The 25746-nt window shown below is 70.4% G+C and carries 25 protein-coding genes; 12 read left to right on the forward strand and 13 right to left on the reverse strand.

Annotated features, from left to right (window positions below; genetic code table 11):
* Nucleotides 1-56 precede the first annotated feature (56 nt).
* Entirely contained in the window at nt 57-446 is a 390-nt protein-coding gene (locus SROS_RS09715; RefSeq protein WP_012888742.1) for a PPOX class F420-dependent oxidoreductase, read from the forward strand.
* Nucleotides 447-726: 280 nt separating this feature from the next.
* On the opposite strand, the gene SROS_RS09720 is transcribed toward SROS_RS09715, so the two are convergent.
* Entirely contained in the window at nt 727-1347 is a 621-nt protein-coding gene (locus tag SROS_RS09720) for a hypothetical protein (protein WP_012888743.1), read from the reverse strand.
* Nucleotides 1348-1470: 123 nt separating this feature from the next.
* Between SROS_RS09720 and SROS_RS09725 the strand changes: the two genes are divergently transcribed.
* The 5 genes from SROS_RS09725 (at nt 1471) to SROS_RS09745 (ending at nt 3882) form a co-directional block, all read left to right on the forward strand.
* Nucleotides 1471-2094, forward strand: coding sequence for a hypothetical protein (locus tag SROS_RS09725; protein WP_043651692.1), 624 nt, complete (start codon nt 1471-1473; stop codon nt 2092-2094).
* A gap of 183 nt (nt 2095-2277) precedes the next feature.
* Complete coding sequence (locus SROS_RS09730) at nt 2278-2484, forward strand: hypothetical protein (RefSeq protein ID WP_012888745.1); 207 nt, start codon at nt 2278-2280, stop codon at nt 2482-2484.
* Entirely contained in the window at nt 2481-2897 is a 417-nt protein-coding gene (locus SROS_RS09735) for a type II toxin-antitoxin system VapC family toxin (protein WP_012888746.1), read from the forward strand. Before SROS_RS09730 ends, SROS_RS09735 begins: the two co-directional genes overlap by 4 nt.
* Before the next feature lie 335 nt (nt 2898-3232).
* Nucleotides 3233-3463 (forward strand): hypothetical protein, encoded by a 231-nt coding sequence (locus SROS_RS09740; protein ID WP_012888747.1) that lies wholly within the window; start codon nt 3233-3235, stop codon nt 3461-3463.
* A complete protein-coding gene (locus SROS_RS09745; protein WP_012888748.1) occupies nt 3460-3882 on the forward strand; it encodes a type II toxin-antitoxin system VapC family toxin in 423 nt (140 codons plus the stop codon). The genes SROS_RS09740 and SROS_RS09745 overlap by 4 nt, the downstream gene beginning before the upstream one ends.
* Nucleotides 3883-4304: 422 nt before the next feature.
* Here SROS_RS09745 and SROS_RS09750 read toward each other — a convergent pair whose 3' ends face one another.
* From SROS_RS09750 to SROS_RS09760, 3 genes are all read right to left on the reverse strand, one after another.
* The gene (locus SROS_RS09750; RefSeq protein WP_012888749.1) at nt 4305-5909 is read right to left on the reverse strand and encodes an AMP-binding protein; all 1605 of its coding nucleotides are present in this window, start codon (nt 5907-5909) and stop codon (nt 4305-4307) included.
* 71 nt (nt 5910-5980) lie between these two features.
* Nucleotides 5981-7039 (reverse strand): LLM class flavin-dependent oxidoreductase, encoded by a 1059-nt coding sequence (locus SROS_RS09755; RefSeq protein WP_012888750.1) that lies wholly within the window; start codon nt 7037-7039, stop codon nt 5981-5983.
* Nucleotides 7040-7133: 94 nt separating this feature from the next.
* Entirely contained in the window at nt 7134-8444 is a 1311-nt protein-coding gene (locus tag SROS_RS09760; protein ID WP_012888751.1) for a M64 family metallopeptidase, read from the reverse strand.
* A gap of 182 nt (nt 8445-8626) precedes the next feature.
* Between SROS_RS09760 and SROS_RS09765 the strand changes: the two genes are divergently transcribed.
* Genes SROS_RS09765 through SROS_RS09775 form a run of 3 tightly spaced genes read left to right on the forward strand, consistent with a single transcriptional unit; the run spans nt 8627 to nt 10982 of the window.
* Nucleotides 8627-9556 (forward strand): LysR family transcriptional regulator, encoded by a 930-nt coding sequence (locus SROS_RS09765; protein WP_012888752.1) that lies wholly within the window; start codon nt 8627-8629, stop codon nt 9554-9556.
* Nucleotides 9541-9726 (forward strand): hypothetical protein, encoded by a 186-nt coding sequence (locus SROS_RS09770; RefSeq protein WP_043651700.1) that lies wholly within the window; start codon nt 9541-9543, stop codon nt 9724-9726. Before SROS_RS09765 ends, SROS_RS09770 begins: the two co-directional genes overlap by 16 nt.
* Entirely contained in the window at nt 9723-10982 is a 1260-nt protein-coding gene (locus SROS_RS09775; RefSeq protein ID WP_012888754.1) for an alpha/beta fold hydrolase, read from the forward strand. The genes SROS_RS09770 and SROS_RS09775 overlap by 4 nt, the downstream gene beginning before the upstream one ends.
* A gap of 121 nt (nt 10983-11103) precedes the next feature.
* On the opposite strand, the gene SROS_RS09780 is transcribed toward SROS_RS09775, so the two are convergent.
* The 4 genes from SROS_RS09780 to SROS_RS09795 form a co-directional block, all read right to left on the reverse strand.
* A complete protein-coding gene (locus SROS_RS09780) occupies nt 11104-12315 on the reverse strand; it encodes an FAD-dependent monooxygenase (RefSeq protein ID WP_148269005.1) in 1212 nt (403 codons plus the stop codon).
* Nucleotides 12316-12636: 321 nt separating this feature from the next.
* Complete coding sequence (locus tag SROS_RS09785) at nt 12637-13086, reverse strand: hypothetical protein (RefSeq protein ID WP_012888756.1); 450 nt, start codon at nt 13084-13086, stop codon at nt 12637-12639.
* 575 nt (nt 13087-13661) lie between these two features.
* Entirely contained in the window at nt 13662-13859 is a 198-nt protein-coding gene (locus tag SROS_RS09790) for a hypothetical protein (RefSeq protein ID WP_012888757.1), read from the reverse strand.
* Nucleotides 13860-14278: 419 nt separating this feature from the next.
* Nucleotides 14279-14650, reverse strand: a complete 372-nt coding sequence (locus tag SROS_RS09795) for a MerR family transcriptional regulator (protein ID WP_012888758.1) — start codon at nt 14648-14650, stop codon at nt 14279-14281.
* Nucleotides 14651-14728: 78 nt separating this feature from the next.
* On the opposite strand from SROS_RS09795, the gene SROS_RS09800 reads away from it, so the two are divergent.
* Entirely contained in the window at nt 14729-15955 is a 1227-nt protein-coding gene (locus tag SROS_RS09800; protein WP_043651704.1) for an MFS transporter, read from the forward strand.
* Nucleotides 15956-16679: 724 nt separating this feature from the next.
* Here the strand turns inward: SROS_RS09800 and SROS_RS09805 are convergent.
* The 3 genes from SROS_RS09805 to SROS_RS09810 all read right to left on the reverse strand — a co-directional run bounded on the left by SROS_RS09805 (nt 16680) and on the right by SROS_RS09810 (nt 18674).
* Nucleotides 16680-17033, reverse strand: a complete 354-nt coding sequence (locus SROS_RS09805) for a DUF6355 family natural product biosynthesis protein (protein ID WP_012888760.1) — start codon at nt 17031-17033, stop codon at nt 16680-16682.
* 658 nt (nt 17034-17691) lie between these two features.
* Nucleotides 17692-17820 (reverse strand): hypothetical protein, encoded by a 129-nt coding sequence (locus tag SROS_RS54385; RefSeq protein ID WP_362968922.1) that lies wholly within the window; start codon nt 17818-17820, stop codon nt 17692-17694.
* The gene (locus tag SROS_RS09810) at nt 17817-18674 is read right to left on the reverse strand and encodes a phosphotransferase (protein ID WP_012888761.1); all 858 of its coding nucleotides are present in this window, start codon (nt 18672-18674) and stop codon (nt 17817-17819) included. Before SROS_RS09810 ends, SROS_RS54385 begins: the two co-directional genes overlap by 4 nt.
* A 725-nt stretch (nt 18675-19399) precedes the next feature.
* Between SROS_RS09810 and SROS_RS09815 the strand changes: the two genes are divergently transcribed.
* Entirely contained in the window at nt 19400-19981 is a 582-nt protein-coding gene (locus SROS_RS09815; protein WP_012888763.1) for a helix-turn-helix domain-containing protein, read from the forward strand.
* Nucleotides 19978-20265, forward strand: a complete 288-nt coding sequence (locus SROS_RS09820; RefSeq protein WP_012888764.1) for a transposase — start codon at nt 19978-19980, stop codon at nt 20263-20265. The genes SROS_RS09815 and SROS_RS09820 overlap by 4 nt, the downstream gene beginning before the upstream one ends.
* A gap of 23 nt (nt 20266-20288) precedes the next feature.
* On the opposite strand, the gene SROS_RS09825 is transcribed toward SROS_RS09820, so the two are convergent.
* Together SROS_RS09825 and SROS_RS09830 are read right to left on the reverse strand one after the other, a co-directional pair.
* Nucleotides 20289-22268: a DUF4158 domain-containing protein gene (locus SROS_RS09825; RefSeq protein WP_012888765.1), complete on the reverse strand. Its 1980-nt coding sequence runs from the start codon at nt 22266-22268 to the stop codon at nt 20289-20291.
* A gap of 117 nt (nt 22269-22385) precedes the next feature.
* The gene (locus SROS_RS09830) at nt 22386-25718 is read right to left on the reverse strand and encodes an AfsR/SARP family transcriptional regulator (protein WP_012888766.1); all 3333 of its coding nucleotides are present in this window, start codon (nt 25716-25718) and stop codon (nt 22386-22388) included.
* Between the last annotated feature and the right edge of the window lie 28 nt (nt 25719-25746).

Genomic DNA, 25746 nt, shown 5'->3' on the forward strand with positions numbered 1-25746 from the left:
AGTCATCCTTCACATAAAATAATTTATGTCTATCAAAGCTTTGATAGTGTGCCCTCATGACCGTGATTCCAGAGAGCCACCTCGACCTGCTGGCCCGCCCCCTCTACGCGCACCTGGCGACCCTGATGCCCGACGGCACCCCGCAGGTGACGCCGGTGTGGGCCATCTGGGACGGGGAGTTCCTGCGCTTCACCACCACGACCGACCGGCAGAAGGGGCGCAACGCGAGCGCTCGCCCTCACGTGGCCATCTCCATCAACGACCCGGACCAGCCGTACCGCTACCTGGAGGTCCGCGGCACTGTCGAGCGGGTCGACCCCGACCCCGAGGGAGCCTTCTTCGACGTGCTGGCCAAGCGCTACGGGCTGGACTACGAAGCGCCGGTCGGCGACGCCGGGCGCAGGGTGGTTCTCGTCGTGCGGCCCACCCGCTTCACCAGCCAGTGACACGTTCCCGCCGCGGAACGGGCTGGACCTTTCCGGCTGGAGAGGGAAGTGAGTGTGGTCGCGGGCGGTGCCGTGTCCGCACGCCATCGAAGACGCCCGGTTGCGTAGCCTCCGCGTGTGCCCCGCCGACGGTCAGGGCTTCGGACCCGCTCCTGCCTTCCTGCTCCAGCCAGGTGGCGAGGTCCATGAGACCGGCCGGCCGCAGGTGTTGAGCACCTCGATGATTACCGCGGTCCCGGCGGCGCCCCCTCTTGGCCTCGACCGGTTGGTGCGGTCCCGGTCACAGGGGCGGCGAAACCAGTACGACAGGTAGGAGGAAATGGACGATGGGTATGAGGGCGAGAGATACCAGGATCAGCACGAGTTTGCTGAGCGGCCTCACGTGAGCCACCGTGAATCCAAGGCCCGCAGCAATCATGATCGCCACGAAAACCACGACCATTCCGGCAAGGACTGAGCCATGGTGCTGGAGGTCCGGCTCGATGACCACCATGCCGTCGGAGTTCATCAGGCCCGGGGAGGAAGCCAGCTCGCGCAGGAGAGGAGCCGCCGTCCACGACGCCGACACCAGGTTCACCAGGCCCAGTCCGGCACCGGCGCCGAGTGCCGTGACAACACCGGTCCGCCCTGCCTCGAGCCTGGTCCAGTGCGCGGCCAGCAGACCGGCCAACATCGCGCACACGTGCCCCACACTGCTACCGGCGGTATGGGCCAGGACGGCCGCCATGCGCCACACCCCGACCAGCTGGAAGTCGTTCGGGTCAGGCCACAGGCTCCGCCCCGCATCGAGATTGCCGGTGACAAGCAGGACGGCCGCGCTACCAGTCGCCGCGATCAGGGCGGCATACGCGGCGATGTGCCAGGCCCTGTCCCACCAACTGATCGGCAAGGTCTGCGTCATGGTCGTCTAGTGTGCCCGCTGATAAGGCATTTCCTCGATGGGGAAATGGTTCGATGGTGTTGGGGCCTCCGCCTCGGCGCCCTGGCGCCCTTATATCTGGAGGCCTTATATGGGGCGGAAGCGGTGAGCTTGGCATGTTCGGACGGAACACCGCTGCTGCCGGACGTTGTCCGGGCCTACCCGTTCTCCTGGGGCTCAGGCTTCGTCTGGCCACCGGAAACAGAGGAGAGCGAGAAGAATCTGACCTACGCGCAGGCCGTGCTCGAAGCATGCCTGCCCCGGGCCATGCTCGCCTCACCCGAACCCCCGGAGGAGCCGATCGTCTGGGATTGCGAGGACGACGAGTATCCCGGGTGGACCGGGATCCGGGCCGTTCTGCGCGAACGCATGCCCTACGCCCGGCACGTCACCGCCGAGCGCATGGCCGATGCCAAGGCCGAGTGCGGCCGCCAGGGCATCGACACCGCGGACTTCGAGGAGATCTGGACCCGGCGCATCGTCGCCTGGATCGCCGAGCAGACCCTGCACTGGTGCGGCCTCATGGTCGATGACGAAAAGGCGCTCACGCCCTGGCTCGTGGAGCTCGCGGAGCTGTACGTGCAGCGGGGGATGGCCGCGGAGAAGGCCGTGTGGGCACTCCGCTGCACCGGGGCCGTGCCCGGGAGTCGTGCGGCTCTGACACGACTGGCCACGTACAAGGGACTGCCGGACGAGATCCGTGAGCAGATCGCGTACGAACTCCGCTGACCGGCCACATCACGTCGGTAGGCACCGTGACCCGTCCGAGTGGGGCACCTGCCGGGCGGGCCTGGTCCCGGCCGAGGAGTAGCTCTCCGGCACCGCCGGTCCTCGCATGCGTGTCGTTCCATCGCTCGGCCCGCATCGCGGTGAGACCCCGTGTGCTGAGCACCGCCTGGTTACACTCGATGCATGAGCGTGATGCGCGAGGAACTGCACCACCTGGTGGACTGCCTGCCCGAGGAGAAGGTGGCCCCTCTGCTTCGCCTTGTGCGTGACCAGTTCGACGAGCGGCCCGTCGTCCGTGACCTGCCGTTCATCGGGACGCTTGAGGCCGAGCCGGATTTCGCGGAACGCTCTGAAGAGATCTTGCGCTCGGAGGACAATCACTCTTTGTGATCGTCATCGATTCGGGGCCTTTGGTTGCAGCGGTCAACATCCGGGACCGGTATCACGAATCCTGTGCCAGGCTTCTGCGGAGCCATCCCGGTCCGCTTCTCGTTCCCACGACGGTCGTTACGGAAGTCTGCCAGCTCATAGAGAGACGGCAGGGGAGCAAGGCGGAGGCGGCGTTTCTCAGCTCCTTTCGTGCTGGGCTGGTTCTGGCCGACGTCACCGCCGAGGATCTTGACCGGATGAGCGAGCTTGTGGAGGTATACGCCGACCTTCCGCTGGGTGTTGTCGACGCCTCCGTGATCGCGGTGGCTGAGCGGCTTGGCCTGACCGAGGTTGCCACGCTCGATCGCCGTCATTTCACCGTCGTGCGCCCCCGGCATGTGGACGCGTTCACTCTCTTGCCCGAACGGCTCTGAACACGAGATCGAGGACGCGTCTCGTGTCATGTGCACGTAGTGGTTACCGCGGTATGGGTGGCACCGACGTCAAGCCAGGTGGCCCGTCCGAGTGGGCCGCCTGCCAGACGGGCCTGGCGTCGACAGAGAAGTGACGCCGACTTCACCGATACGGCTCGTGCCCGGCTTCTGGGCGTGAGCGGTATCCGTCTGTACAACTTCGTCATCGCCCTTCCGGCGGTCCAGGTAGGCCGCGAGGCCGGCCCTCTTCGGGTAACCGGCTTCGAACGCGCCGTTCCGACGCAAGTGTGCTGGTAGATCGGTGCTTTCCAGGTCGGCTGGCGTAGACTTCGGCTATGACCGCTGCTCCCGAAGAGTACGAGGACATGCATCGGCTGGTTGACCGGCTGACGCCGGACCAGCTTCATGAGGTGCGCGCGCATACCCTGCGTCTCGTCCACTCCGGTGAGGGAGAGTCGGGCCAGGAGTGGCCGCCTGCCTGGTTCGGGTCGGTGACCACCGAGCAGGACGATATCGCGGAACGCGCTGAGGAGATCTTGCACCAGGGGTATGGTCGCGAAGTGTGATCGTCGTTGACACCGGCCCCATTGTTGCCGCTGCCATCCGGAATGACCGTAAGCACGATGTCTGTGTTGAGGTGTTCAACCAGTTCCGTAGAGAACGACGTGAGCTTCTTGTTCCGACTTTTGTGGCCGGCGAGGCCTCCTACATGCTGGGCAAGATCGGCGGAGCCAAGGTGGAGGCCGGCTTCCTGCGCTCGCTGAGGTCTGGAGTCTTTCACCTGGTTGATCTCAGGGACGATGATCTCGACCGCATCGCCGACCTGGTAGAGCGTTATTCAGATCTTCCGCTGGGATCGGCTGACGCCTCGGTAGCCGCCGTCGCCGAGCGTCTTCGCATCACCGAGGTGTTCACCTTGGATGCCAGGGACTTCTCCGTGGTCCGGCCCGCGCATGTCGCCGCCTTCACGCTGGTACCCGGCTGACTTCCCTACGTCACCGGCCACATCACGTTGGCAGGCACCGGAGTCGCATGCCCCATTGGTCTGATGGGCAGGCAGGCGTAGCCCTCCGGATCCGGCTGGATCCCGGCCCTCGATCGTTTCCGCCCGCCCAGCCGCGTCCCGCCGAAGGCTGCCTCGACGGGTTCGTCTTTGGCGCGGGGTGGGTCCTGCGGGGCCGCGGCTGATCGCCGGTGGCCGTTCCGGGGGCCGGGGTATGCGGGGGACGGCCGCGGTTTCCGGCCGGTGAGCGCGGCTGGTCGCGGGTGGCCGATTCCGGGGGGGCGTACGGAGGGGGAGGGGCGGCCCGGGGGGCGTACGGAGGGGCGGCCCGGGGGCGGCCGCGCCGGGTTCAGGGGCCGGAGCAGCCGTCCCCGGTTCGGGAGCCGGGGACGGCTGCCGCCGGTTCAGGAGCCGGGGTAGCCGCCGCCGCCGTGGGCGGCGTCGAGGGCGTCGTAGTCGGGGGCGAAGCCCTTCCTGGGGATGGCCTCGACGAAGTCGACGTGCCTGGGCTTCTTGTACGAGGCGAGCCGGGTGCGGACGTGTTCGACGACGTCCTCGGCCGTGGCCTCGCCCTTGAGGACCACGACGGCCTTCACGGCCTGGTGCCACCGGTCGTCGGGGACGCCGATGACGGCGGCGTCGGCGACCGCGGGGTGGGTCTTCAGCACCCGCTCGACCTCGGCCGGGTAGACGTTCTCGTTGCCGGACTTGATCATGCGGAGCCTGGGGCCGATGAAGGTGATCGTGCCGTCGGGCTCGCGGCGGCCGAGATCGCCGGTGTGGTGCCAGCCGCCGCGTGTCTTCTCCGCATTGAGCTCAGGTCTGTTGAAATATCCGGAGAAAAGCGACTTGCCGCGGGCGCAGATCTCGCCCACCTCCCCGGACGGCACCTCGCTCCCGTCGGCGGAGAGCAGCCGTACCTGCACCAGTGGCGACGGCCGTCCGGCGAATCCGGCGGCGCCCGGGGCCAGGCCGAGGAAGGTCAGCATGCCGCCCACCTCGGTCTGGCCGTAGCCGCCCATCTTGGACCGGCACCAGGGGGAGTCGTCCACCGTCGTCATCGCGTCCCACTCGGCCGAGTGGGAGACGAAGCGGAGCGATGTCAGGTCGTATTTGCCGTCCTTGTTCGCGTCCGTCACCGCGTCGATCATCTGGCCGAACAGGAACGCCTGGGTGACCTTCTCCGCGTCGATCAGGCGGCAGACCTCCTCGGCGTCGAACGCCGGGGTGAACACGTTCGTCCCGCCGATCTGCAGGGTGGCCAGGCAGAACATCATCGTGCCCACGTGGAACAGCGGGCCGTTGTTCAGGAAGGTGAAGCCGTCCTCCATCTGGCGGACCACCAGCAGCGCGGTGCTGTGCGCGACCAGCGCGGCGCTGCTGAGCAGGGCCGCGTTCGGCCGGCCGTCGAAGGCGGCGGTGTAGAGCGCGAGCACCGGGAGCGTGTCGTCGCCGGGCTCCGCCGGATGCGCGGGCCCACCCGTGAGGGGCCCGCCCGTGAGGGGCCCGCCCGTGAGGGGTCCTCCGGGCACCTCCGCGCGGGCGCCGGCGGGGTCGCCCGGGAGGGCGTCCGCGGCGTCATCCCGGTGGGCGGCGGGGGAGCCGCTCGACAGGAAGGCCTCGTAGCCGTCGCCCGCGAGGATCCAGCCGTCGTCGCTCAGGGGGGCGGCGGCCTCGGACCGCTCCCAGACGACGACTTTCGGGGTGAGGTCGTCCACGACGAAGGACAGCTCGTCGGTGGACTGCCGCCAGTTGGCCGGGCAGAAGATCGCGCCGAGCCGGGAGGAGGCGAGCAGCAGCTCCAGCACCGGATGGCCGTTGCGGCCGAGCCACAACACCCGGTCGCCGGCCGTGACGCCCCGCGCGGCCAGCGCGTCCGCCAGGCGGGTGACCCGCTCGTCGAGTTCGGGATAGGTGAGCCGCACCTCGCCGTCCACCACCGCCGTCACCCGGGGGCGGCTGCGGGCGTGCTCGGCGAGGACGTCGGACAGGGTCAACCGGTGGATCATCGCGCCTCCTGCTGGGGGGCGTACGGCTCGCGCCCTTCCGCGTGCGGCCGGCCCGAGCCGTACGGGACGGATCACTTGAAAGCGGGCATGACCTCGGCGGCGAAGAACCGCATGACCTTCTTCATCTCCTCCAGCGGCATCGGCCTCGTGCTGCCGAAGTCGCAGAGCAGGTTGGCGAAGCCGGCGTCCTCGAGCAGCCGGATCTGGCCGATCACCCGCTCGGGGTCGCCGATGACCTCCAGCTGCTCCCAGCGGAAATCGTTGGAGACCGCGCCACCCTTGAGGTAGCGGTCCTGGTAGTACTCGAAGCCCTGGGCGGCCTTGCCGGTCCGGGGGTCGATCGGCGAGCTCTTCTCGTTGAAGATCCGGGACCGGTCGAACATCGTCTCGAACCTGGCCTGGTCCTCGCGGGCCCGCTCGACCGTCGCGGCGACGTAGACGCTGCGGGCGACCACCAGCTCCGAGGCGGCCACGTCGTGCCCGGCCCGCTCCGCGGTCTCCCGCCAGGTCTCGGCGGCCTTGACCACCTTGCGGAAGGGCGCCGCCGGGTCGGCCAGGATCGGCAGGCCGCGCTCGGCGTACATGGTCACCGTCTCGGGGGACACGGCCGCCACGTGGATCGGCGGGAACGGGTCCTGGACCGGCCGGGGGACGAGCTCCACCTCGGTGCCGGTCCGGTAGAACTTGCCCTCGTGCCGGAAGGACGGGTTGCCCCAGAGGCCGAGCACGACCTCCAGGGCCTCGTTGAACCGGTCGCGGGCCTCGGCCAGGTCGATGCCGAAGCCCTCGAACTCGAAGCTCTGGTAGCCGCGGCCGATCCCCAGCTCCAGCCGTCCACCCGAGAGCATGTCCACCATGGCCGCCTCCTCGGCGACGTGGACCGGGTTGTGCAGGGGGAGGACCACGATGCCGGTCCCCAGCCGCAGTCTCTCGGTGCGCGCGGCCATGTGGGACAGCATCGTGAACAGGTTCGGCACCACGCCGTAGTCGCGGAAGTGGTGCTCGGCCAGCCGCACCCCGTGAAACCCCAGTTCCTCGGCGAGCTCGACCAGCTCAAGGTGGTAGTCGTAGACGTCCTTGAAGCTCTGGCCGTCGAACCGGTGGAAGAGGTGGAAGGTCGAGAACTTCATCGGCTGTCCCCTGGCGGTCGTCTCCGTGTTGTCCCGTTCCGCGCTTCGGGTACGGCTGGCCGTACGAAACCAAGCGCTCGCTTGGGTGAGCGTATCAGTGGTTGCCGCGGACGGTCCAGGTGACGGACTGTGTCAGGAACTCTTCCCGGTAGCCGGGGTCGCGGACGTCGGCGGTCTCGTCGGTGACGACCGCGGTGACGGTGCCGCCGTTGCCCATGCCGATGACGTCCACCGAGGTACGGCCCCGCCAGGGCCGGTGCTCCCTGCCGTCGCGGTACCAGCGGACCGACAGCGTCGGGACCGGGGCGAGGGTCACCGAGAGCGTCGACCTGCGCGCCACCGGCCGCTCGTTGGGCGTGTGGGAGTCGATCGGGCGGGCGATCGCGTAGAACGACTGGATCATCTTCTCCCTGCCGACCGAGTTGAACTCGCGGCCGAGCGACTTCATCAGCGAGTTGGGGGTGGGCCGGTAGACGCCGTACTGGGTGTAGTACCCGCCCTCGTAGGCGCCGACGACGTCGCCGTCGGGGCTGGGCGCGCCGAGCCAGTACCACCACTTGGCCCGCTCGGCCCGCATCCGCCCGGCGTCGCGGACGCTGACGTTGACCTCCGAGAACTCGGGGCCGTCGTAGCGGCTGCCGTCACCCGGGTAGGCGTAGTAGTCGTACTCGTCGGCCAGGTCGCCCAGGGAGTGGCCGAGCTCGTGCGGCAGCACCTCTCCGGCGCGTTCGTTGCCGCCGGAGAAGGTCGCCATCTCCTCGTCGGTGTAGCCCGCGCCGCCGTACTTGGCGGAGTTGGCCATCGCCGCGATCTGGTCCACGCCGGGCGCCAGCGCCGCGTAGGCCTTCGCGCGGTCCTCGTCCACGCAGAGCAGCCGCTCCAGGCCGTCGCACCAGAAGGTCATCCCGAGCGGGGTGTCCCTGACCACGTCGCGCGCGGGGTCGCCGCTCACGCCGGACACGGGCGAGGGGATGTCGACCCGCCAGACGTTGAACAGCCCGCGGTAGCTCTTGAAGGGCTCCCGGTTGGCCAGCAGCGCCCACTTGGCGGCGACCTGGTCGGCGTAGAGGCCGAGTTCTGCCTCGGTGTAGCCGTCGCCGACGAAGACCAGGTCGATCCGGTCCGCGCTCGGCCCGTTGACCTCGACGGGGGTGAGCCTCGCGGCGGCGGTGGCGAGGGAGCGGGCCCTCGGCCCGGCGGAGGCGGGCACCTCGGCGCGGGCGATGGTGCCGTCCTCGGCGAAGACCTCGACCGGCCTGGTCGGACCTGCCGGAGTGGCCCGCGTGGTGGCGGTCTGCGTGGAGGCAGGGGAGGGGGAGGGGGCGGCCAGCGCGGGCGCGGCGGCGAGGGCGGTCGCGCAGGCGGTGGCCACGGCCGCCGCGGCCAGCAGGGGGAATCGGCGCACAGAATTTCCTTTCCGGAAATGTCGTGAGATGCGCTGATCTTCGATGCCTGGCGGTAACACCCCGATCACGTGGAGGTGACAAGACAGCCCGCCGGAACCGCAGGAGGGGGAGTGTGAGCAGCTCAGCGGGCATCCATCATCTCCGAGTGATGGAAAGCGGGATGGGGGCATAGGCTCGTCCGATGAGCCTGGAACTACGGCACCTGCGTGTCCTGTGTGCCATATCGGACACGGGGAGCCTGACCCGGGCCGCGACCCTCCTGGGCACCACCCAGCCCGCCCTCTCGGCGCAGCTCCAGCGGATCGAGCGGATCATCGGCGGCAGGCTCTTCGAGCGCGACCGCCACGGCGCCCGCCCCACCCCGCTCGGCGACTTCGTGCTCGCCCGGGCCCGCACCGTGCTGAGCGGAATGGACGAGCTGCTGCTCGGAGCCGCCGCCCGCCCCGCCGGCGGCCCGGTACGGCTCGGCGGAGTCGACGGGCCGATCCTGGTCGGCCTGGTCGACCGGCTCGGCGACCTGCTCGGCGGCCGGGAGATCACCTCCTACGCCGACGCCGCGCCGCGGTTGCTGTGCGACCTGGTCGCGGCCCGGCGCCTGGACGCCGCCGTGGTCGTCGACTACGTGGGCCACGAGCTGCGCCCGGTCCCGCCGCTCCGCCAGGAGCAGGTCGCCGCCGAGCCCGTGTTCGTGGCGCTCGCCGCCGGCCATCCCCTCGCGGGCCGTTCCGAGCTCGACCTGGCGGACCTGGCCGGGGAGGCATGGGTGCTGTCGCCGTCCGACGGGGGCGGCTGGCCCGAGTGCTTCCGCACGGCGTGTCACCGGGCCGGATTCGTCCCGCGCGCGCCGCACCAGGCCGCGGACGCCTGGACCATCAGGGAGATCGTCATCTCGGGCCGGGCCATCGCCCCCTGCCGGGCCACCTTCGCCGAGAGCGCCGGTCTGGTCATCCGCCCGCTGCGCGGCGACCCGCTGGTGATGCGGCACCTGCGGGTGTGGCATCCGCAGGGCGGGCTGGCCGCCCACGTGCCCGCCGTACGGGATCTGGCGGCGCGGGTGTTCGCCGACCACGCCCGGGAACGCCCCCGGTACCGGGAGTGGCGGAGCCGGTGACGCCGCCGGGCAACGCCTCGATGCCGGGAGCGGCGGAGCCGGGCAAGGCCCCCGATACCGGGAGTGGCGGCATCGAGGAACGCCTCGATGCCGGGGTGGCGGAGCCGGTGGCGCTGCCCGGGGTCGGCCGGGTGCCGGGAGCGGCGCAGCGGGTAACGTTCCCCGGGTGACTGTCCTTCTGCCCGGTGTCGCGCTCACCGACCACGTCTTCAACGTCCCCCTCGACCACGCCGACCCCGGCGGCCCGGCGATCGAGGTCTTCGCCCGCGAGGCGGTGGACCCGGCCAGGCAGGACCAGGACCTGCCGTGGCTGCTCTTCCTGCAGGGCGGTCCCGGCGGCAAGGCGCCGAGACCGGTCGCGGCGGACGGCTGGCTGGGGCACGCGCTGAAGACCCACCGGGTGCTCCTGCTCGACCAGCGGGGGACCGGCCGCAGCACCCCGCTCACCGCCAGGACGGTGACCGGGACCGACACCGAGCTCGCCGCCCGTCTCCGGCACTTCCGCGCCGACGCGATCGTGGCCGACGCCGAGCTGATCCGGCGCGAGCTCTGCGGTGACCGGCCGTGGGAGACCCTCGGCCAGAGCTACGGCGGCTTCGTCACGCTGACCTACCTCTCCCAGGCACCCGAGGGCCTCAAGGCCTGTTACGTGACCGGAGGCCTGGCCGGGCTCGACGCCACCGCCGACGACGTCTACTCCCGCACCTACCCCAGGGTCCGCGAGAAGACGGACCGCTACTTCGCCCGCTACCCCGACGACTCCGCCCGCCTGGACGCGATCGCCGCCCACCTGCGCCGCGAGAAGGTCGAGCTGCCGGACGGCGACGTGCTGACCGTGCGCCGCCTGCAGAGCATGGGCCTGTGCCTGGGGATGAGCGACGGCGCGGAATACCTGCACTGGGTGCTGGAGGAGGCCTGGAACGGCGAGCGGCTCTCCGACCTGTTCCTGTACGAGGTCATGATGGCCACCGGCTTCGTCGGCAACCCCCTCTACGCGGTCCTGCACGAGTCGATCTACGCCCAGGGGGGCGCCACCGCCTGGTCGGCGCACCGGCTGCTGCCCGAGGAGTTCGCCGAGGAGGCCGAGCCGCTGCTGCCCACCGGAGAGATGATCTACCCCTGGATGTTCGACGAGATCGCCGCCCTGCGCCCGTTCAGGGGCGCCGCCGAGATCCTCGCCGCCGCCTCCGACTGGCCCGCTCTCTACGACCCGGTACGGCTGGCGGCCAACCGGGTCCCGGTGGCCGCCGCCGTCTACTACGACGACATGTACGTCGACGAGGACCTGTCCATGCGGACCGCCCGCACGGTCGGCAACGTTCGGACCTGGGTGACCAACGAGTGGGAGCACGACGGCGTCCGCGTCTCCGGCGGGCGGGTGCTGGCCCGCCTGATGGACACGGTCAACGGCGTCCACGGCTCCTGAGAGCACGCCCCGCCCCATCGGACGTCCCCGCCGCCATGACGGCGAGGACGTCCGGGTCTGCGCCCGCCGGGATCGCGGGGGCGGGGAGGCCGGTGCCCGCCGGGTCCCGGAGGCGGGCGGGTCAGAGCCCGTAGGACTTCAGGGCGATGGCGCTCGCCGTCTTCCGGACGCTCTTGGCCATCAGCCCCTTCCACGGCAGGTACGGCAGCAGCCTGTAGTTCTGGTTGAGGAACCAGGCCATGAACCGGTTCTCGGGGACCATCCACCTGCTCACGCCCTCGCCCGACTTCTGGCATCCCGTGGCGTAGTCACGCATGGCCTCCTCGTAGCGGGCGAAGCCCGCGCGGTGGTCACCCCCGGCGGCCGCCAGTTCCCCGGCCAGCACGTAGGCCCCGACCACGGCCAGGCCGGTGCCCATGCCCGACAGGGGCGAGGGGCAGCAGGCGGCGTCTCCGAGCAGGACGGCCCGGCCCCGGGACCAGCGGTCCAGGTGGACCTGGCTGACCGAGTCGAAGTAGAAGTCCGGCGCGTCCCACATGCTCTTCAGCAGCCGGGGCGTCTCCCAGCCGATCCCGGCGAACGCCTCGGCGAGGATCTTCTTCTGCTGCTCGCCGTCGCGGCGGTCGTAGCTCAGCGGGGGCGAGCCGAAGTAGAACATGGCCTTCGCCTCGGTGTTGTGCCGGGCGCTGTACACGGAGGTGAGCTTGCCGGGGGTGCTGTAGGCGTGCCCGGTGTACTCCAGCCCGAGGTGGTTGGCGGTGGTGAAGATCGCGCAGTACAGGCCCAGCTCCTTCACGTACCGCGACTCCGGCCCGAACGCGAGCGAGCGCACGTTGGAGTGCAGCCCGTCGGCCCCCACCACCAGGTCGAACCTGCGCGGCGCCCCGCGCTCGAAGGTGACGGTCACGCCGTCGGCGTCCTCGGTCATGGAGGCGATGGAGTCGTCGAAGACGTACTCGGTGTGCTCCCTGGTCGCCTCGTGGAGGATGCGGGCCAGGTCGCCGCGGAGGATCTCGACGTCACCGGCGAAGAGGTCGGCGGGCAGGCTCGCCAGCTTCCTGCCGGCGCTGTTGACGTAGGACATCGCGCCCATGCGCGTCCGCGCGCTCCGGACGTCGGCCAGGATGCCCATCCGCTCCAGCACGGTGAGGTGCGCCTCGCCGCGGAAGTCGACCGCGTAACCGCCGTCGCGCAGCGCGGGCGCCCGCTCCACCACCGTGGGGTTGAAGCCGTGGCGGCGCAGCCAGTAGGCCAGCGCCGGACCGGCGACACTGGCCCCGGAGATCAGGATGTCCTTGTTCTTCGGCTCGGTGAGCCGCGGTGTGGTGGTCATGCCGGCGAGCATGTTCGAGGGCCCTCACCACCGGCTCACCGGCGCTCACCGGCACTCACCGCGGGAGCCGGTGTTCACCGCGGGGAGCCGGCGCCTCCTCCGAGACCTCACCGCGGGAGCCGGGGGCTCGCCACGGGGAGGGGGCGTGGGATTCCACGGGCCGCTCAGGGGCGCTGGACCATCTGGTAGGCCCGGGACTCGGGTCCGTACGACCAGGCGCAAAGTAGCTCTGCGTGATTTCCGCTTGACCGGAGATCACGATGAGTGATCTCTCGGAGGAGGCGTCTTCGTGGGCCGATTGGCCCATGGAGAGTTCGTCAGTCAGGTGTTCTGCCGGGTGCGGCTGTCGATGACGATTTCGTGGTCGCCGTGGCGCTGGTACGGAGGGCGGGCGAGGAAGTCTCGGTAGCGGCGTGTCATCTCTGCATCGGCTTCGGCGCGGGTCGGGTCGGCGTACCCGGGTGGCGGGCTGGGCCAGGGGCGCGAGTCCAGGAAGCGGCGGGCCTGGGCCAGGCGCTGGCTGGCGGGCTGCTTGAGGAGGCGTTCCTCATCAATGGCCTGGGCGAGCGCGGTTTGCAGGTTTGCCCGCGACCCGGTGCAGTTGGACGGGGTCGATGATGGCAGGGCTGGAACGGTGGTGTGGAGGGGCTCGGCGCCCAGCCCGACGTGACCGGCGTAGGAGAGCAGGAAGAGGCCACTTCCGCCGTCGGGGGTGGCGGCGATCACGGCATCCCAGTCTTCGGCCAGGAGCCGGTCTCGCAGTTCGGCCATGACCGCCCTCGGGTCCTGTGCCGGCGCACTGTTTGGCCTGGATCCAGGGGATGATCTGCTTCCAGTACTCCTCTTCGGCGTCCAGTTGGGCTTCTCGCAGCATCGGGAGGAATTCGATCGCGTAAGACGCGGGGAGCATCAGGGTCAGCGGGTCTTCCTCAGCCTGCCCCATCCGCATGGTGAGCAGCCCGGAGTGCTGCCCGATCTCCATCAGGTCCACCACCACGCGGCGGCGCGCTTGCCCGCCAGGACGGCGGCTGCTTGTCGCGGCGTTCTGTCGCCTGCTTCGGTTACGGCTGGCCTTTCCCACTGGAGTTCCCCCGTTGCATCCCGTTGCCCGCTGCGGCCGGGCATCCCCGCGGCCTCCAGCCTCCCTCTTCGCCGTGGCCAGGGCCGATGAGGCTCGCCGACGCGTGGGCAATGACCGACCGGCCGACCGCGCTGGCCGGGATCGGGCGGAGTTCCGGGTCTTGGCGCGAGGGGGCGCGTCTTGCCCTGCGGGTTCTTGTCTTGATTCTGGGGTCTGGTGCGGTGGAGGCTAGGCCTAGCCGTACGGCGGGACGCTGATGGGCGCGTCAGAGATCTGCTGCTGCCCACCGGGACGGCACGATCTCAAAGAGCGTGCGGCACCGGGCGTCGAACTTGAAGTGATCCGAGGCGATCATCCGCTGCGCATGGTCCTCCGAGCGCGCCGGGTAAATGAGCTGGCGGCCGTCCTCACCCACGTGAGCGATCACCAACCAGGGCCAGCGCTTCATTTCCTCGATCATCATCTCGGCCGTGCTCGACGGCCTATTCTGTTTCCCCACGACACCGAACGCTACCGATCAAGGCGGACGCTCACCTGGGACTACCGGCAATCCTGGGCCTTGGTGCTCTCGCCCAGGTGGCGGCGTGTGGGGTCGTGTGATCCCGTGAGCCTGCGTGAGGGGCTGTTGCTGTACTCCTCTGCTGTACAGCACGGCCGCCGCGGACCCGATGCCCAGCTTGTCGGCCACCGACTTGATCGCGGCCATCTCGTTGTCGTACTGCGGACGCACCTCACGGACCATACGGATCGCACGCTGTCGCAACTCAGGAGAGTAGGGGGACTTCCGTGCCATGACTCGATCATCCTCTCGATCGAGTCTCCAACGAACCCGGGGCGGCTCAGGACGTACTGGGGCGGCTCAGGACGTACTGGGGCGTCTCATCAGGAAGCTCGGATTTCGTGGCTCACGGCGTCGAGGTAGTCGTTGATGGCTCGGTGGTTTTTCGTGAGGCATTCGATCTTCTCTGCCATGCGGTCGCGTTCGTGTTCGAGTGTCGCAATCATGTCTGGGGTGACGTACGGCAGGTATATCGCCCTTGAGCTGTCCAGGCAGGGAAGGATCTGCTTGATGATCCGGGTGGGCAGGCCGACTTCGAGGAGGCCCCGCACTTGCCGCACCCGGTCGACAACGTAGTCCTCGTAGCTCCGGTACCCGTTGGGGAGCCGTTCGGAGTGGATCAGCCCCTGTTCCTCGTAGTAGCGGAGCATCCGCACCGGCGTGTCCGTGCGCTGGGAGAGCTCACCGATCTTCATCCCCACACCCTGCGTGTCTGGGCTGCGATGCAGCCGGACTTGACCCTCACACCAATGTCACACATTGATGATAAGGATATGACACGAACGGATACATCACCATCCCCTTCCGCCGCTGACGCACGGTTCCCGCTCGCGGGTCTGCTGGCTCTGGCTGCCACGGGGTTCATCACGCTCCTGACGGAGACGATGCCCGCTGGGATGCTGTCGCAGATGAGCCGCGACCTGGGAGTGAGCGAGGCGGCTGCGGGGCAGAGCGTCACGGTCTTCGCGATCGGGGCGATTCTCGCGGCGGTCCCTCTCACGAGAGCCACGATCGGCTGGCGACGCAAGCACCTGCTGCTGTTCGCGATCTCCGGGTTCGCGGTCGCCAACACGGTCACGGCCTTTTCCGACAGTTTCGCGCTCACCCTGGCCGCGCGGTTCCTCGGCGGGATCGTCGGCGGCATGCTCTGGGCGCTCCTTGCCGGTTACGCCCGGAGGATGGTTCCCGCGCACCAGCGCGGCAAGGCCATGGCCATCGCGATGGCGGGCGGGACCGTTGCACTGTCCGTCGGGGTCCCCGCAGCCGCGTTCCTCGCCAAGGCCGTCGAATGGCGATTCGCGTTCGGGATCATCACGCTGGTCACTCTCGCACTGATCGTATGGGTGATCGCCTCCGTTCCGAACTTCCCCGGCCAATCCAAGGGCGCACGACTGCCGCTGGCCCACACGTTCCGTCTGCCCGGAGTCGCCCCGATCCTCGTCGTGACGTTGACGTTCGTGTTCGCACACAACATCCTCTTCACCTACATCGCCCCGTTCCTGGCCCCGCTCGGCATGGCGGGTCAGGTCGATTCGGTGCTGCTCACCTTCGGCCTGGTCTCGCTCGTGAGCATCTGGCTCACCGGCGTACTCATCGACCGGCACCTGCGCATGCTCATGATCCTGGCCTGCGCGCTCCTGGCCACAGCCGCTCTCATCCTGAGCGTCTTCTCTGGCAACCCCGCCCTCGTGTACGCCAGTGCAGCCCTGTGGGGACTCGCGTTCGGCGGCGCCTCAACCCTGCTGCAAACCGCGATCGCTGACGCCGCAGGCGCAGCGGGCGACGTCGCACAAGCACTCCTCACCACATGCTGGAACATCGCGATCGCCGCAGGCGGGATCATCGGCGGTATCACCCTCAACGTGCTGGGACCCCCCTCCTTGAGCTGGATCACACTCGCGCTCCTGCTCCCGGCGCTCGCTATCGTCATCGGCGCACGTCGACACGGATTCACCAGCCGCACATTCGAACGCGAGACCGCCTCCGAACCGGACGCGTGACACCAGACAGCCGAAAACGGCGCGCTGGCGTGATCGGTGGCGTCGCCTCTTGCATCCGCCGCCTTGTGGGCCCGGTGCTCGGGTCGGTGTCACCAGGGGCAAAGTAGAGCGTCCGCGCTGTTCAGAGGGCCCGGACGGCGGATGGCCGCCGGAGTGGTTACGGCTGTGGACAACCGGGGCGGGGCAGTGGCCGAATCATGGCGTTCGGGCGTCCTGGGTCGCTGAACTGGGTGGATGTGATTCGGGAGACCAGACAGGGCTACCACTCTGTAGGTTCTGCGCCCCCGGATGGCTGGCCTCTGACCAGGTACAACACGAACCCGTGTACCTGATGACACAAGCCTTACCGACACCCCGGTTACTCACAGCTACTTTGCGTCTGGTGACACGGGGTGTCGGTAAGGCTCGATCCACCAGCCGTAAACAACCGTGTCTGCCCAGGTGAGCACCCTGCCTTCCCACTGGGCAGGCGGCCCACCCGAAGTGCCGACATCGCGTGGAGGCGGCACTTTCGAGCCGTCGGCTGCCTCGTACACGGAGTGGAACGCGGCGAACAGGGCCGAAGTGCCGTCACCATCCAGCAACTCGGCACTTCCGATCACAGGTGGCGGCTGGTGGTTCGAGCCTTACCGGCACCCCGACACGGACCCGAGTGGAGAGCCACCATGCGGCCGCCGAAGTGATGACCGGACATTTCAGCGCGGCCCTGGCTTCTTCTGAAGGATCAGCAGAGCTTGCCGGTGTACCAGGCGTTCACGACCACGCCGGGGCTGCCGAGGTCTGTGTGGCCCGGTCCGACGCAGATGGTGTTATCGGGCCAGTAGTTACGCACCACTCGGATCTTGATCCGTGAACCGTCGGATGTGCAGTGGTTGTACCAGGCCGTGTATCTGTCCTCGTAGAAGCCACAGCGCACGGCGGTGAGCCGTCCACTGGTTTTCGCTGACGCGTCGGCGGCCGCGGCGGTCGCCGCCGATCCGTCGAGCGCGCTCGCCGCCGCACTCGACGGTACGCCGACGATGCTGGTGGCTATACCGGCTGCGATCGCCACGCCGGTCAGGAATTGATGTCGTCTCATTGCTTTCTCCCTCGTTACGGAGGTTCTGCATGACATGGCCGGCCACGTTCCGTCCCTGGCGCCGCGCTGTCGCCGGTTCCAGATTCAGGTCCGATGTGACCCGCTCAAGGACAGCGAACACCAGTACAGAGGTTCGGACAATCGATTCGAGTTGGCTCGAATCCAAACCCAACCCGACACCCCGTTTCAAGGCGGCCCGCTCCTGGCGGGCCGCTGGCGCTCGTGGGCCGGGCTGCGGCTCTTCGGCCGGTCCCGGCCCACGACGCCCAGGCCCTCCCGGGCGGTTGCCGAAAGAATCGAGCGTCCCGCCGACCACACAAGGAGCACCAGCCAATCTCAAGATCGTCTCTCTAGCGCCAAAATCCGGTCCGATCCTCCCCGGAGGCCAACATCCGCAGCGGCTCGTAGGCCCTTACCTGATCGGTGGCCAGGGAGCCACCACCCGCAGCATGTCCGGACAGTGCATGAACCCTGACGCCGCACGCGGATCACGGTTCTCACCGGTCTTGACCGGCAGCTCACCGGAACCGGTCGCCGGGCCCCAGCAGGCTGGTGAGCTCGGCGATCGCCTCCGGCGAAGGATGGAAGTAGCGGCGCACATTCTCCGGGCACCACCGGAATACGGCAGAAACGGGCCGCGGGACAGCAGAGCCGCTGCTCAGCGCTGGGCCAGCGCCTCGTAGGCAGTAGAGCGGCCGATCTTGAGGGTGCGGGCGGCCTCGGTGACCGAGACGCCGTCGTCGACCAGACGGCGCAGTGTGGCCAGTTCGGCGGGGGCGCCGCTCAGTGGCCGTCACCGGCGGCGTGCTCCCGGCGGTCGAGGTCGGCCTGCAGCTGGGCGAGCCACTCCCGGCCCCTTCTGCGCCCGTCGGGGAGTTGGTCGTCGCGGTCCCAACGCCAGGAGACCGCGAGGGCGAGGCTGAGGATCCGGCAGTCGGCGAGCAGCCCGGAGTCGGCGCCCGGGTAGTGCGCGGCGACGTCCTTCGGAGCATGCGCGAGGTCGAACTCGACGGGTCCGCGGCAGGCGGTCTCCAGATCGATGAAGAGCGGTCCGTCCGCGGTGGCGAGCAGGTTGCCGGGGTGCGGTTCGCCGTGCAGGAGCTGTTGCCTCGTGCCGCGGTCCAGGATCGCGCGGCTGATTCCATGAAGGGTGTCGGTCAGCAGGGCGCGTTCCGCGGCGCCGAGGTCCGGGCTGACGGCGGGGTCCTCGACCACCCGGAGGGCGTCGGCGACGCGGTCGGTGAAGTGCGGTGCGGCGAGGTTGATGCGGCGCAGGCCGGCGTGCAGCCGGGCCAGGGCGTCGGCGTAGGCGGCGGGTGGGTGGTTCTCGGGTACGGCGGTGGGCTCGTAGTAGGTCCAGAGGGTGACGGCGAAGCCATCGCGGACATGGACGCGGGGCTCGGCCCTCGGATCGAGACCCGCCACCGAGCTGCCGGTCCCGGCGAGGCGCCGGGCGATCTCGACCTCGAAGTCGAGGCGGTGCGCGAGGGGCGCGACCCGGGCGAGCATGCCGCTGGGCCGCAGCCGGACGGCGATCCGGTTCGAGTTGTGCAGCACAGCGGCGTCGTCGGCGCCCAGACCGTACTCGGCGGCCGTGTCGACGGCCGCGGCCACCGCCCGCAGGATCTCGGTGTCCTTCACGTGTTCAGTGCCTCTCCCTGCTGGAGTTGATGTGTGCGGCGCAGGCCCTTGGCCCGGCCGAGCGTCTGATGCGTCGTGACCAGGTCAGTGCGGCCGGACATAGCGGACCCCGAGGCCGTCGTCGTCCCGTGCCGTCAGGGGCCGGTCAAGGAGAGCGCTCATGTCCGGATCACCCCGAAGCAGCACCGTGCTGCAGCCGTCGCCGCTGAGCCGGCAGCCGGCCGCGGCGAGGGTGGACGTGAGCGCGTCGGCCTGCTCGGGAGGGCGCGCAGCAGCGGGAAGGGGTCGAAGCGGCGGGCGTCGTCGGTGGCGACGCGGTCGCGGGTTCGTCCGGTGGGCGGCCGGCGTTGCGTCAGCACCCGCGGGCGGTCGACTGCTCCTGGAGAAGTGCGAGGGTCCGCCGGTCACGTCTGTATGCAACACCACCCGGTCGGTTCCGCGCATTCGGTTTATTGCCGGTGTCGGCGGAGGGCCTGGGTGTCAATCCCCTGGGAACGTAGTGAGCCCCCCTCATCCCACGGCGTGCGTTCCGGAGAGTAAGGGGAACGGGGTGAACACCTCCGCCAGTTCCCGCACCGACACCGCCCGGGTGAACCTCGGGTACGCCGTCCGATCGATCGACGCCACCCGAACTCCCAGGAACCACCACTAATGCGACGTTCCTGAATGCGGCCGTACATCCCTGCCCGCCGACCTGGGGAGATGATGGTCTCAGGGGTATTGTCATGCCGAAACTGCTGTACGCGCGTCCGCCGGCGGACGCCGAAGAAGAGCGGCAGATCCGCAAACTGGCCGGGGCCCGCCATGCCCCGGCCGACTGGATCACGCGGGCGCAGATGATCGCCTTCAGCTGGCAGGGGCAGCGCACCAGCGCCATCGCGGCCAGGCTGGGCTGTCACATGCCGACCGTGCGCGAGCGGATCGAGCGCTTCAACGCCGAAGGCCTGGCCGGGCTCGGCGATCGGCCCGGGGCGGGCCGTAAACCCCGGCTCACCGAGATCGAACGCGGGTGTGTCATCGCCCTGGCGCGCTCGGCCCCGCCCGGACGACCGGTTCGCGAAGGGGCTGGCGACCTGGTCGCCGACGACGAGAGCGGTCCCGCGCAGTGGACTCTGGACAGCCTGACCGCCGCCGCCCGCGCGCAGGGCATCGTCATCGCCCGCAGCCAGGTCCGCCGGATCCTACTCACAGAGAAGGTCCGCTGGCGGCACACCCGCTCCTGGAGCGAATCGACCGATCCGCAGTTCACCCCAAAAGGGCCGAAATCATCGGCCTCTACACCCACCCGCCGCCCGGCACCACGGTGATCTGCGCCGACGAGCTGGGACCGGTGACCCCGCGCACCTTCCCGCCCGCACCCGGCTGGTCGGTCGGCGGGCATCGGATCAAGGACCGGCTGGAGTATTCACGCGGCACCGACAAGACCTGGGTCTACGGCGCGCTGCGCATCCGCGACGGCACCGAGCTCACCTTCTGCGCGCCCTCGCGCAACAGCGACGGCTGGATCCAGCTGCTGATGCGGATCGCCACCGCCAACCGGCGTGGCCCGATCGTCGTCATCACTGACAATCTGTCCAGCCATTTCAGCTGACGGGTCCGCCAATGGCTGGCCCGTCATCCGCGGATCAACAGCCGCCGGATCCGGCGCAGCACCGCCTCGCTGTCCTCCAGCCCGGCCGCGACCGCGCCGTCGGCCACCCGCTTGATGCCCACGTTGGTGCCCAGCCCGTACAGGCACAGCAGCAGCCGGCGTTGCAGCACGTCAGGATGGGTGATGGTGCGGGAGGCCACCGAGGTGAACTCCTTGGTGAACCCGGTGACGTGGTCGACGTCCTTGAGCACGTCCAGCAGATCGATCACGCCCCAGCGCCGCGAGATCTCCTCCTTCAGCGCCACCAGGCCCGTCGGCTCGGGACGGCGGTTCAGGGGCGGGACCGAGATCCACGGCTCGCCTTTGCGTCGCGTCAGCTTCACTCCGCCGGTGGTGTCGGAGCCCATCGCGGTGTTGAGCCGGTCCAGGGCGGCCAGGTGCCGGCGTTGCAGGTCGGCGATGAACGCCGCCGGGTCACGGGGCTTGGACAACGCCTCGTAGTGCACGTCCCGGTTGTTCTCATAGTCGGCGGGCAGGTCGTCGTCGGGGTTGCGCCACGTCTTGGCACCTGTGATCCAGATCTCCCGGCGGCGGATCGCCTTGTGCAGGGCGACCAGCACGCACAGCTCGTACGGGATGCGCTCCACGCGGCCGGTGTCGGGGTCGACGACCGCGTCCTTCCAATCGTCGGGCACCACGTGCTCCAGCGGGACGGTCTCGCTGCGGTCGTAGTGCACCGCCTCGGAGTCGGCGTACCGGTCCAGCAGCGCCAGGGCGTCCATCACCGGCCGGAAGGCGGTGTTGGAGCAGCCGAACTCCAGCGCGCGCAGCAGCTTAGGTAGCCCGCGCCGGTAGTGGCGCGAGTAGGAGCCGCGCAGCTTGGTGCGCACCCGCGAGTTGAACACCTTCTCGTTCGCCTTGGCCTCGGCGACGATGTCTGCCAGCGTCCGCGCCCCCACCACCGGGTAGATCGCCTCGCGCACGACCTCCTCGGGCAGGTCCAGGGCGGCCTGGGCGAGCCGAACCAGAATGCCGTTCTTGCCGTGCACCCGCCGGAACTCGGCGCTGATCTCGCTTTCGACCTTGCGTTCGGCCCGCACGCTGATCTTGTGCACGAGCTGGATCAGTAGCTCCACCAGGCCGTCGGTCAGCTCGGTCTTGCGCACCCAGCACAGCGCCGCCAGCAAGGTCCACCGCACCGGCTCGGCCGCCGCGGCGAAGTCGGAGGGGTACATCCGCATCGCCCGCGCCCGCCAGGACTCCACGATCTTCTCCGACACCCCCTCGAACAGGCCCTCGCCCAGGCCGATCGCGCGCACCCGTTCCAGCTTGACGATCTCGGCCAGCAGCGTGTCCAACTGGATCGGCCCCGGATCCTCCTTCAGCTCCTGCAAGAAGCTGCGTCCCGGCGCGGCCACCGGCACCTCGACAGGGTCGGCCTCGACCTCGGGAGCCGCGATCAAATCGTCCAGCCGCGCGCCGGCCGCCGATCCCAGCCGCTGAGCGGTGCGGGTGGTGAAGTCCCGCTCGAACATCGCCACGGCCGCGCCCAGCAGCCGGTCCACCTGGACCGGAGTCGGCGGCTCGATCTTCTCCGCCCGGAACCGCGTCAGCAGCGCCGCGCGCAGCCGATCCCGCGACAACTCCTCCGGACACAGCTCACCCGCCAGCCAGAAGATCTGCTTGTCCTCATCGGCCACTGTCGGCTGCCGGAACCCATGGTGCTTGCGGACCTGGCTGCGGTGGTACTCGATCGTCCTGCCGCTCCACTGGTAGTCGGCGAACAACAGCGCCGCCTCCACCCCCACCTGCCCGGCCATGTACTCCACCGCGGCCTTGGGCACATCCTCGCGCCGAGGGAACCGCCCCTCCAGCTCGAAGAACTTCAACAGCAGCGCAAACCCCAGCCGCGTCGCCCCGGACTTGTTGCTCAGCAGCCCCAGTTCGTCCTCATCCAGCGTCCAGCACTCGATGAGCTCGTCCAGCTCCCACTCACGACGCACGGCCCACGCCCCAACTTCCCGATCCGCACCGATGATCCGGAAGCACCATGATTTGTGAGCACGCCATTACTGCCTGGTATCGCCTACTTGTGACCGGTACGTGCCGCACCGGAGACGTTACCCACAGCTACTTTGCGGCTGGTCGCACGGACCCGAGTTCCGGGCCTGGTAGCCGGCGACGGCGTTGATCGGCGACGCCTGGATGACGGCCTCGGGCACACCGGCCAGGCGGAGCGCGTCCTCCTGGGGCAGCCGCGCGGCCCGGCGGTGGGCGGCCTCGTACGTCCCCGCGCCCAGGGCCGCCCTCGTGGCGGCGGCCGTCCGGGAGACCTCGGGATCGTCCTCGGTGAGGATCCCCCGCAGGCCGGCGGCCGCGCCGAGCAGCAGGGCCGCGGCCGGCGCGTCGCCCTCCAGCAGCGCGAGCCCCGCCAGGGCCTCGACGGCGCGGGCGCTCTCGACGATCGATCCCGCCGCCGTCGCAACCTCGACGGCCTGCCGGTGCAGGGAACGGGCCCCGTCCAGGTCGCCGGCGGCCTCGGCGACCTTGCCGAGGCCGAAGAGGGTGGCCGTCCGGTTGCCCGCGCTCTTCACCCAGTGCGTCTCGAACCGTTCCATCGCCTGCTCGTACAGCCGGCGCGCCCCGGCAGGGTCGCCCTCCAACCGCGCGATGTCGCCGAGGCCGCGCAGCGCCCCGGCCAGGTAGGTGGGGCTGCCCGCGTGGCGCGCGATCTCGGCCGCCCGCTCGTAGTCGGCGCGCGCCTCCGCGAGACCGGTGCCCGCCGCGTCCGGCCCGTCCGGCCCGTCCCGCCCATCCGGCGCGGCCCGCCCGGCCAGTGCGATGCGGACGCGGTGGTCGCCCCGGTTGCAGAGCAGGTCGGGGAGGTCCTCGACCGCGCCGAGCTGCTCGGTGAGGGTGAGGGCCTCGTCGATCAGGACGATCGCCTTCGAGGGGTCGCCGTACAGGCCCGCCAGACCGGCCAGCGCGTCCAGAGCCAGCGACGTCCCCCACCGGTCGCCGAGCGAGCGGAACGCGTCGGCGGCCGAGGCGAACTCGTGCTCGGCCTGCGCCAGGTCCCCGGCGGCGAGCTGCGGGTATCCCCACAGCAGATGCACCACGGCCCTCTCCCACGGGTCGGACCCGACCCGCCCGCGAGCGATCACCGAGAGCGCGGCGCGCGGGTCTCCTGCACCGGCGTTGATCATCGGCCAGAGGAGGGTGATGACCGGGTGACGGCGTGGCCGGTCCGGGTCGACGACGATCGACTCGGCCGTGGCCCGGTGGCGCTCCCACGCCTCCCGGCCGGCGTCGCTGGCCGCCGCCGTCAACGCGCAGAGCACGTACTCGTCGCCGAGGTCCGGAGGAGGGTTGTCACCGATCATGTCCAGGAGCGCGACCGCCTGCGCCGTCGCCGAGGTGCGCATGCCGCGCATCCAGAAATATGACGACAACGAGGCGAGCAGTCTGAGCGCGAGCTCGACCTCTCCCGCCTCCACGGCCCAGCGCAGCGCGGCCAGGAGGTTCTCGTGGTCCGCGCTCAGGATCCCCAGCCACTCCAGCTGCCCGGAACGCCGCAGGCGGGGATCCGCGGCCTGGGCCAGTGCCAGGAAGTGCTCCGCGTGCGCGCGCCGCAGCGCGCCGGACTCCCCGGCCGCGTCCAGCCGCTCGGCGCAGAAGGCGTGGATCGTGTCGAGCATGCGGTAGCGGCCGTCGCCGACCTCCAGCAGCGACTTGTCGGCGAGCCAGTCCAGCACGTCCCCGGCGTCGGGTCCCCCGCAGACCCGCGCCGCCGCCTCGGCGGTCGCGCCGCCGGAGAAGACCGTCAGGCGCCTGGCCATCGTCTGCTCGGCCTCCGACAGCAGATCCCAGCTCCACGCCACGACCGCGCGCAACGTCTGGTGCCTGGCCTCGGCCGTACGGCTGCCCCGCGACAGCAGGCGGAACCGGTCGTCCAGGCGGGAGGCGAGCTCGGCGAGGTCGTGCGTGCGCATTCTCGCCGCCGCGAGCTCGATCGCCAGCGGCAGGCCGTCGAGCGCCCGGCAGATCCGCCGTACGACCTCGGCGTCGGCGCCGTCCACGACGAAGCCCGACCGTACGGCGGCCGCCCGGTCGGCGAAGAGGCGCGCGGCCGGGGCGGGGGCGAGCGGGCGGACCGGCCACAGGTGCTCGCCGGTGATGGCGAGCGGTTCCCGGCTCGTCGCCAGGATGCGCAGCTCCGGGCAGCCCGCGAGCAACCGTCCGGCCAGCGCCGCGACCGCCTCCACGATGTGCTCGCAGTTGTCGAGGACGAGCAGCGGCGGCCGGTCGGCCAGCGCGGCGATCAGCCGGGAGATGGGCGTCGTCCCGGCCGGCATGGCCAGGAGCCCGCTCTCGCGCAGGCCGAGCGCGCCGAGCACGGCCGGCGCCGGCTCCGGCCCGTCGCGCAGCGGCGCGAGCTCGACGAGGCACACGTCGGGCCGGCGGGCGGCGACCTCGATCGACAGCCGGGTCTTGCCCGCGCCGCCGGGACCGATCAGGGTGACCAGGCGCGCCGTGCCGAGCAGCTCGGTGACCTTGGCCACGTCCTCCGCGCGGCCGACGAAGCTCGTCAGCTGCGCGGGGAGCGCGGGGGTCTCGAACGCCCGCCCGCCCCGGGGCGCGGCCCGGTGGGGCGCGGGGGTCTCGAACGGCCGCCCGCCCCGTGACGGGGCCCGATGGGGGGCGGAAGCCGCGGGCGGCGGCTCGCCCCGGAGCAGGGTCCGGTGGAGCGCGGCGAGTTCGGCCGAGGGGTCCGCGCCGAGCTCCTCGGCCAGGAGCCGCCGTGCCTCCTCGAAGGCGACGAGGGCCTCGGCCTGCCTGCCGTCGGCCCGCAGTGCCCGCATGAGGAGGCCGTGCAGCCTCTCCCGCAGGGGGTGCCGGCCGACCAGCTCCCGCAGCTCGGGTATGACGGCCCGATGCCCGCCCCGCCGCAGGTCCGCCTCGATCCGGTCCTCCAGGGCGCCGGCCCTCCGCTCCTCCAGCCGCAGGGCCTGGGCCTGGACGGAGCCGGCGTCCGCGGCGTCGGCGAGCGCGGGGCCCCGCCACAGGCCGAGGGCCGCGCGCAGGAGCGCGGACGCCTGCCCGGGGTCCCCGGCCTCCAGGGACCGCCGCCCCTCCACGGAGAGCCGCTCGAAGCGGTGGGCGTCGACGTCGTCCGGATCCACCGCGAGCCGGTAGCCCGCGGGGAGGAGCTCGATCGCGGCCTCCCGCCCCAGGTCTCCGCGGAGCCGGGATACCTGGGACTGCAGGGCGTGCGCCGCCCCGGCCGGCGGACGCCCGCCGTAGAGGTCGTCGACGAGGCGGTCGGCCGTCACCACCTCGCCGGGGCGGGCGAGCAGCAGGGTCAGCAGCGCCCGCCGGGCCGGTCCGCCGGTGGCCACCTCGCTCCCGTCGTCACGCCACACCCGCGTGGTGCCCAGGATCCCGAATCGCATGGGGACGATTGTCCCCCGCTCACCAGGG

This window comes from Streptosporangium roseum DSM 43021, assembly GCF_000024865.1.
GTDB lineage: Bacteria > Actinomycetota > Actinomycetes > Streptosporangiales > Streptosporangiaceae > Streptosporangium > Streptosporangium roseum.

Excerpts from the sequence above, each read along its gene's own strand:
- SROS_RS09715 (WP_012888742.1), top strand. The coding sequence starts at position 57 with ATGACCGTGATTCCAGAGAGCCACCTCGACCTGCTGGCCCGCCCCCTC.
- SROS_RS09720 (WP_012888743.1), bottom strand. The coding sequence starts at position 1,347 with ATGACGCAGACCTTGCCGATCAGTTGGTGGGACAGGGCCTGGCACATC.
- SROS_RS09730 (WP_012888745.1), top strand. The coding sequence starts at position 2,278 with ATGAGCGTGATGCGCGAGGAACTGCACCACCTGGTGGACTGCCTGCCC.
- SROS_RS09740 (WP_012888747.1), top strand. The coding sequence starts at position 3,233 with ATGACCGCTGCTCCCGAAGAGTACGAGGACATGCATCGGCTGGTTGAC.
- SROS_RS09750 (WP_012888749.1), bottom strand. The coding sequence starts at position 5,909 with ATGATCCACCGGTTGACCCTGTCCGACGTCCTCGCCGAGCACGCCCGC.
- SROS_RS09755 (WP_012888750.1), bottom strand. The coding sequence starts at position 7,039 with ATGAAGTTCTCGACCTTCCACCTCTTCCACCGGTTCGACGGCCAGAGC.
- SROS_RS09765 (WP_012888752.1), top strand. The coding sequence starts at position 8,627 with ATGAGCCTGGAACTACGGCACCTGCGTGTCCTGTGTGCCATATCGGAC.
- SROS_RS09780 (WP_148269005.1), bottom strand. The coding sequence starts at position 12,315 with ATGACCACCACACCGCGGCTCACCGAGCCGAAGAACAAGGACATCCTG.
- SROS_RS09785 (WP_012888756.1), bottom strand. The coding sequence starts at position 13,086 with ATGGCCGAACTGCGAGACCGGCTCCTGGCCGAAGACTGGGATGCCGTG.
- SROS_RS09790 (WP_012888757.1), bottom strand. The coding sequence starts at position 13,859 with ATGATGATCGAGGAAATGAAGCGCTGGCCCTGGTTGGTGATCGCTCAC.
- SROS_RS09795 (WP_012888758.1), bottom strand. The coding sequence starts at position 14,650 with ATGAAGATCGGTGAGCTCTCCCAGCGCACGGACACGCCGGTGCGGATG.
- SROS_RS09800 (WP_043651704.1), top strand. The coding sequence starts at position 14,729 with ATGACACGAACGGATACATCACCATCCCCTTCCGCCGCTGACGCACGG.
- SROS_RS09805 (WP_012888760.1), bottom strand. The coding sequence starts at position 17,033 with ATGAGACGACATCAATTCCTGACCGGCGTGGCGATCGCAGCCGGTATA.
- SROS_RS09815 (WP_012888763.1), top strand. The coding sequence starts at position 19,400 with ATGCCGAAACTGCTGTACGCGCGTCCGCCGGCGGACGCCGAAGAAGAG.
- SROS_RS09830 (WP_012888766.1), bottom strand. The coding sequence starts at position 25,718 with ATGCGATTCGGGATCCTGGGCACCACGCGGGTGTGGCGTGACGACGGG.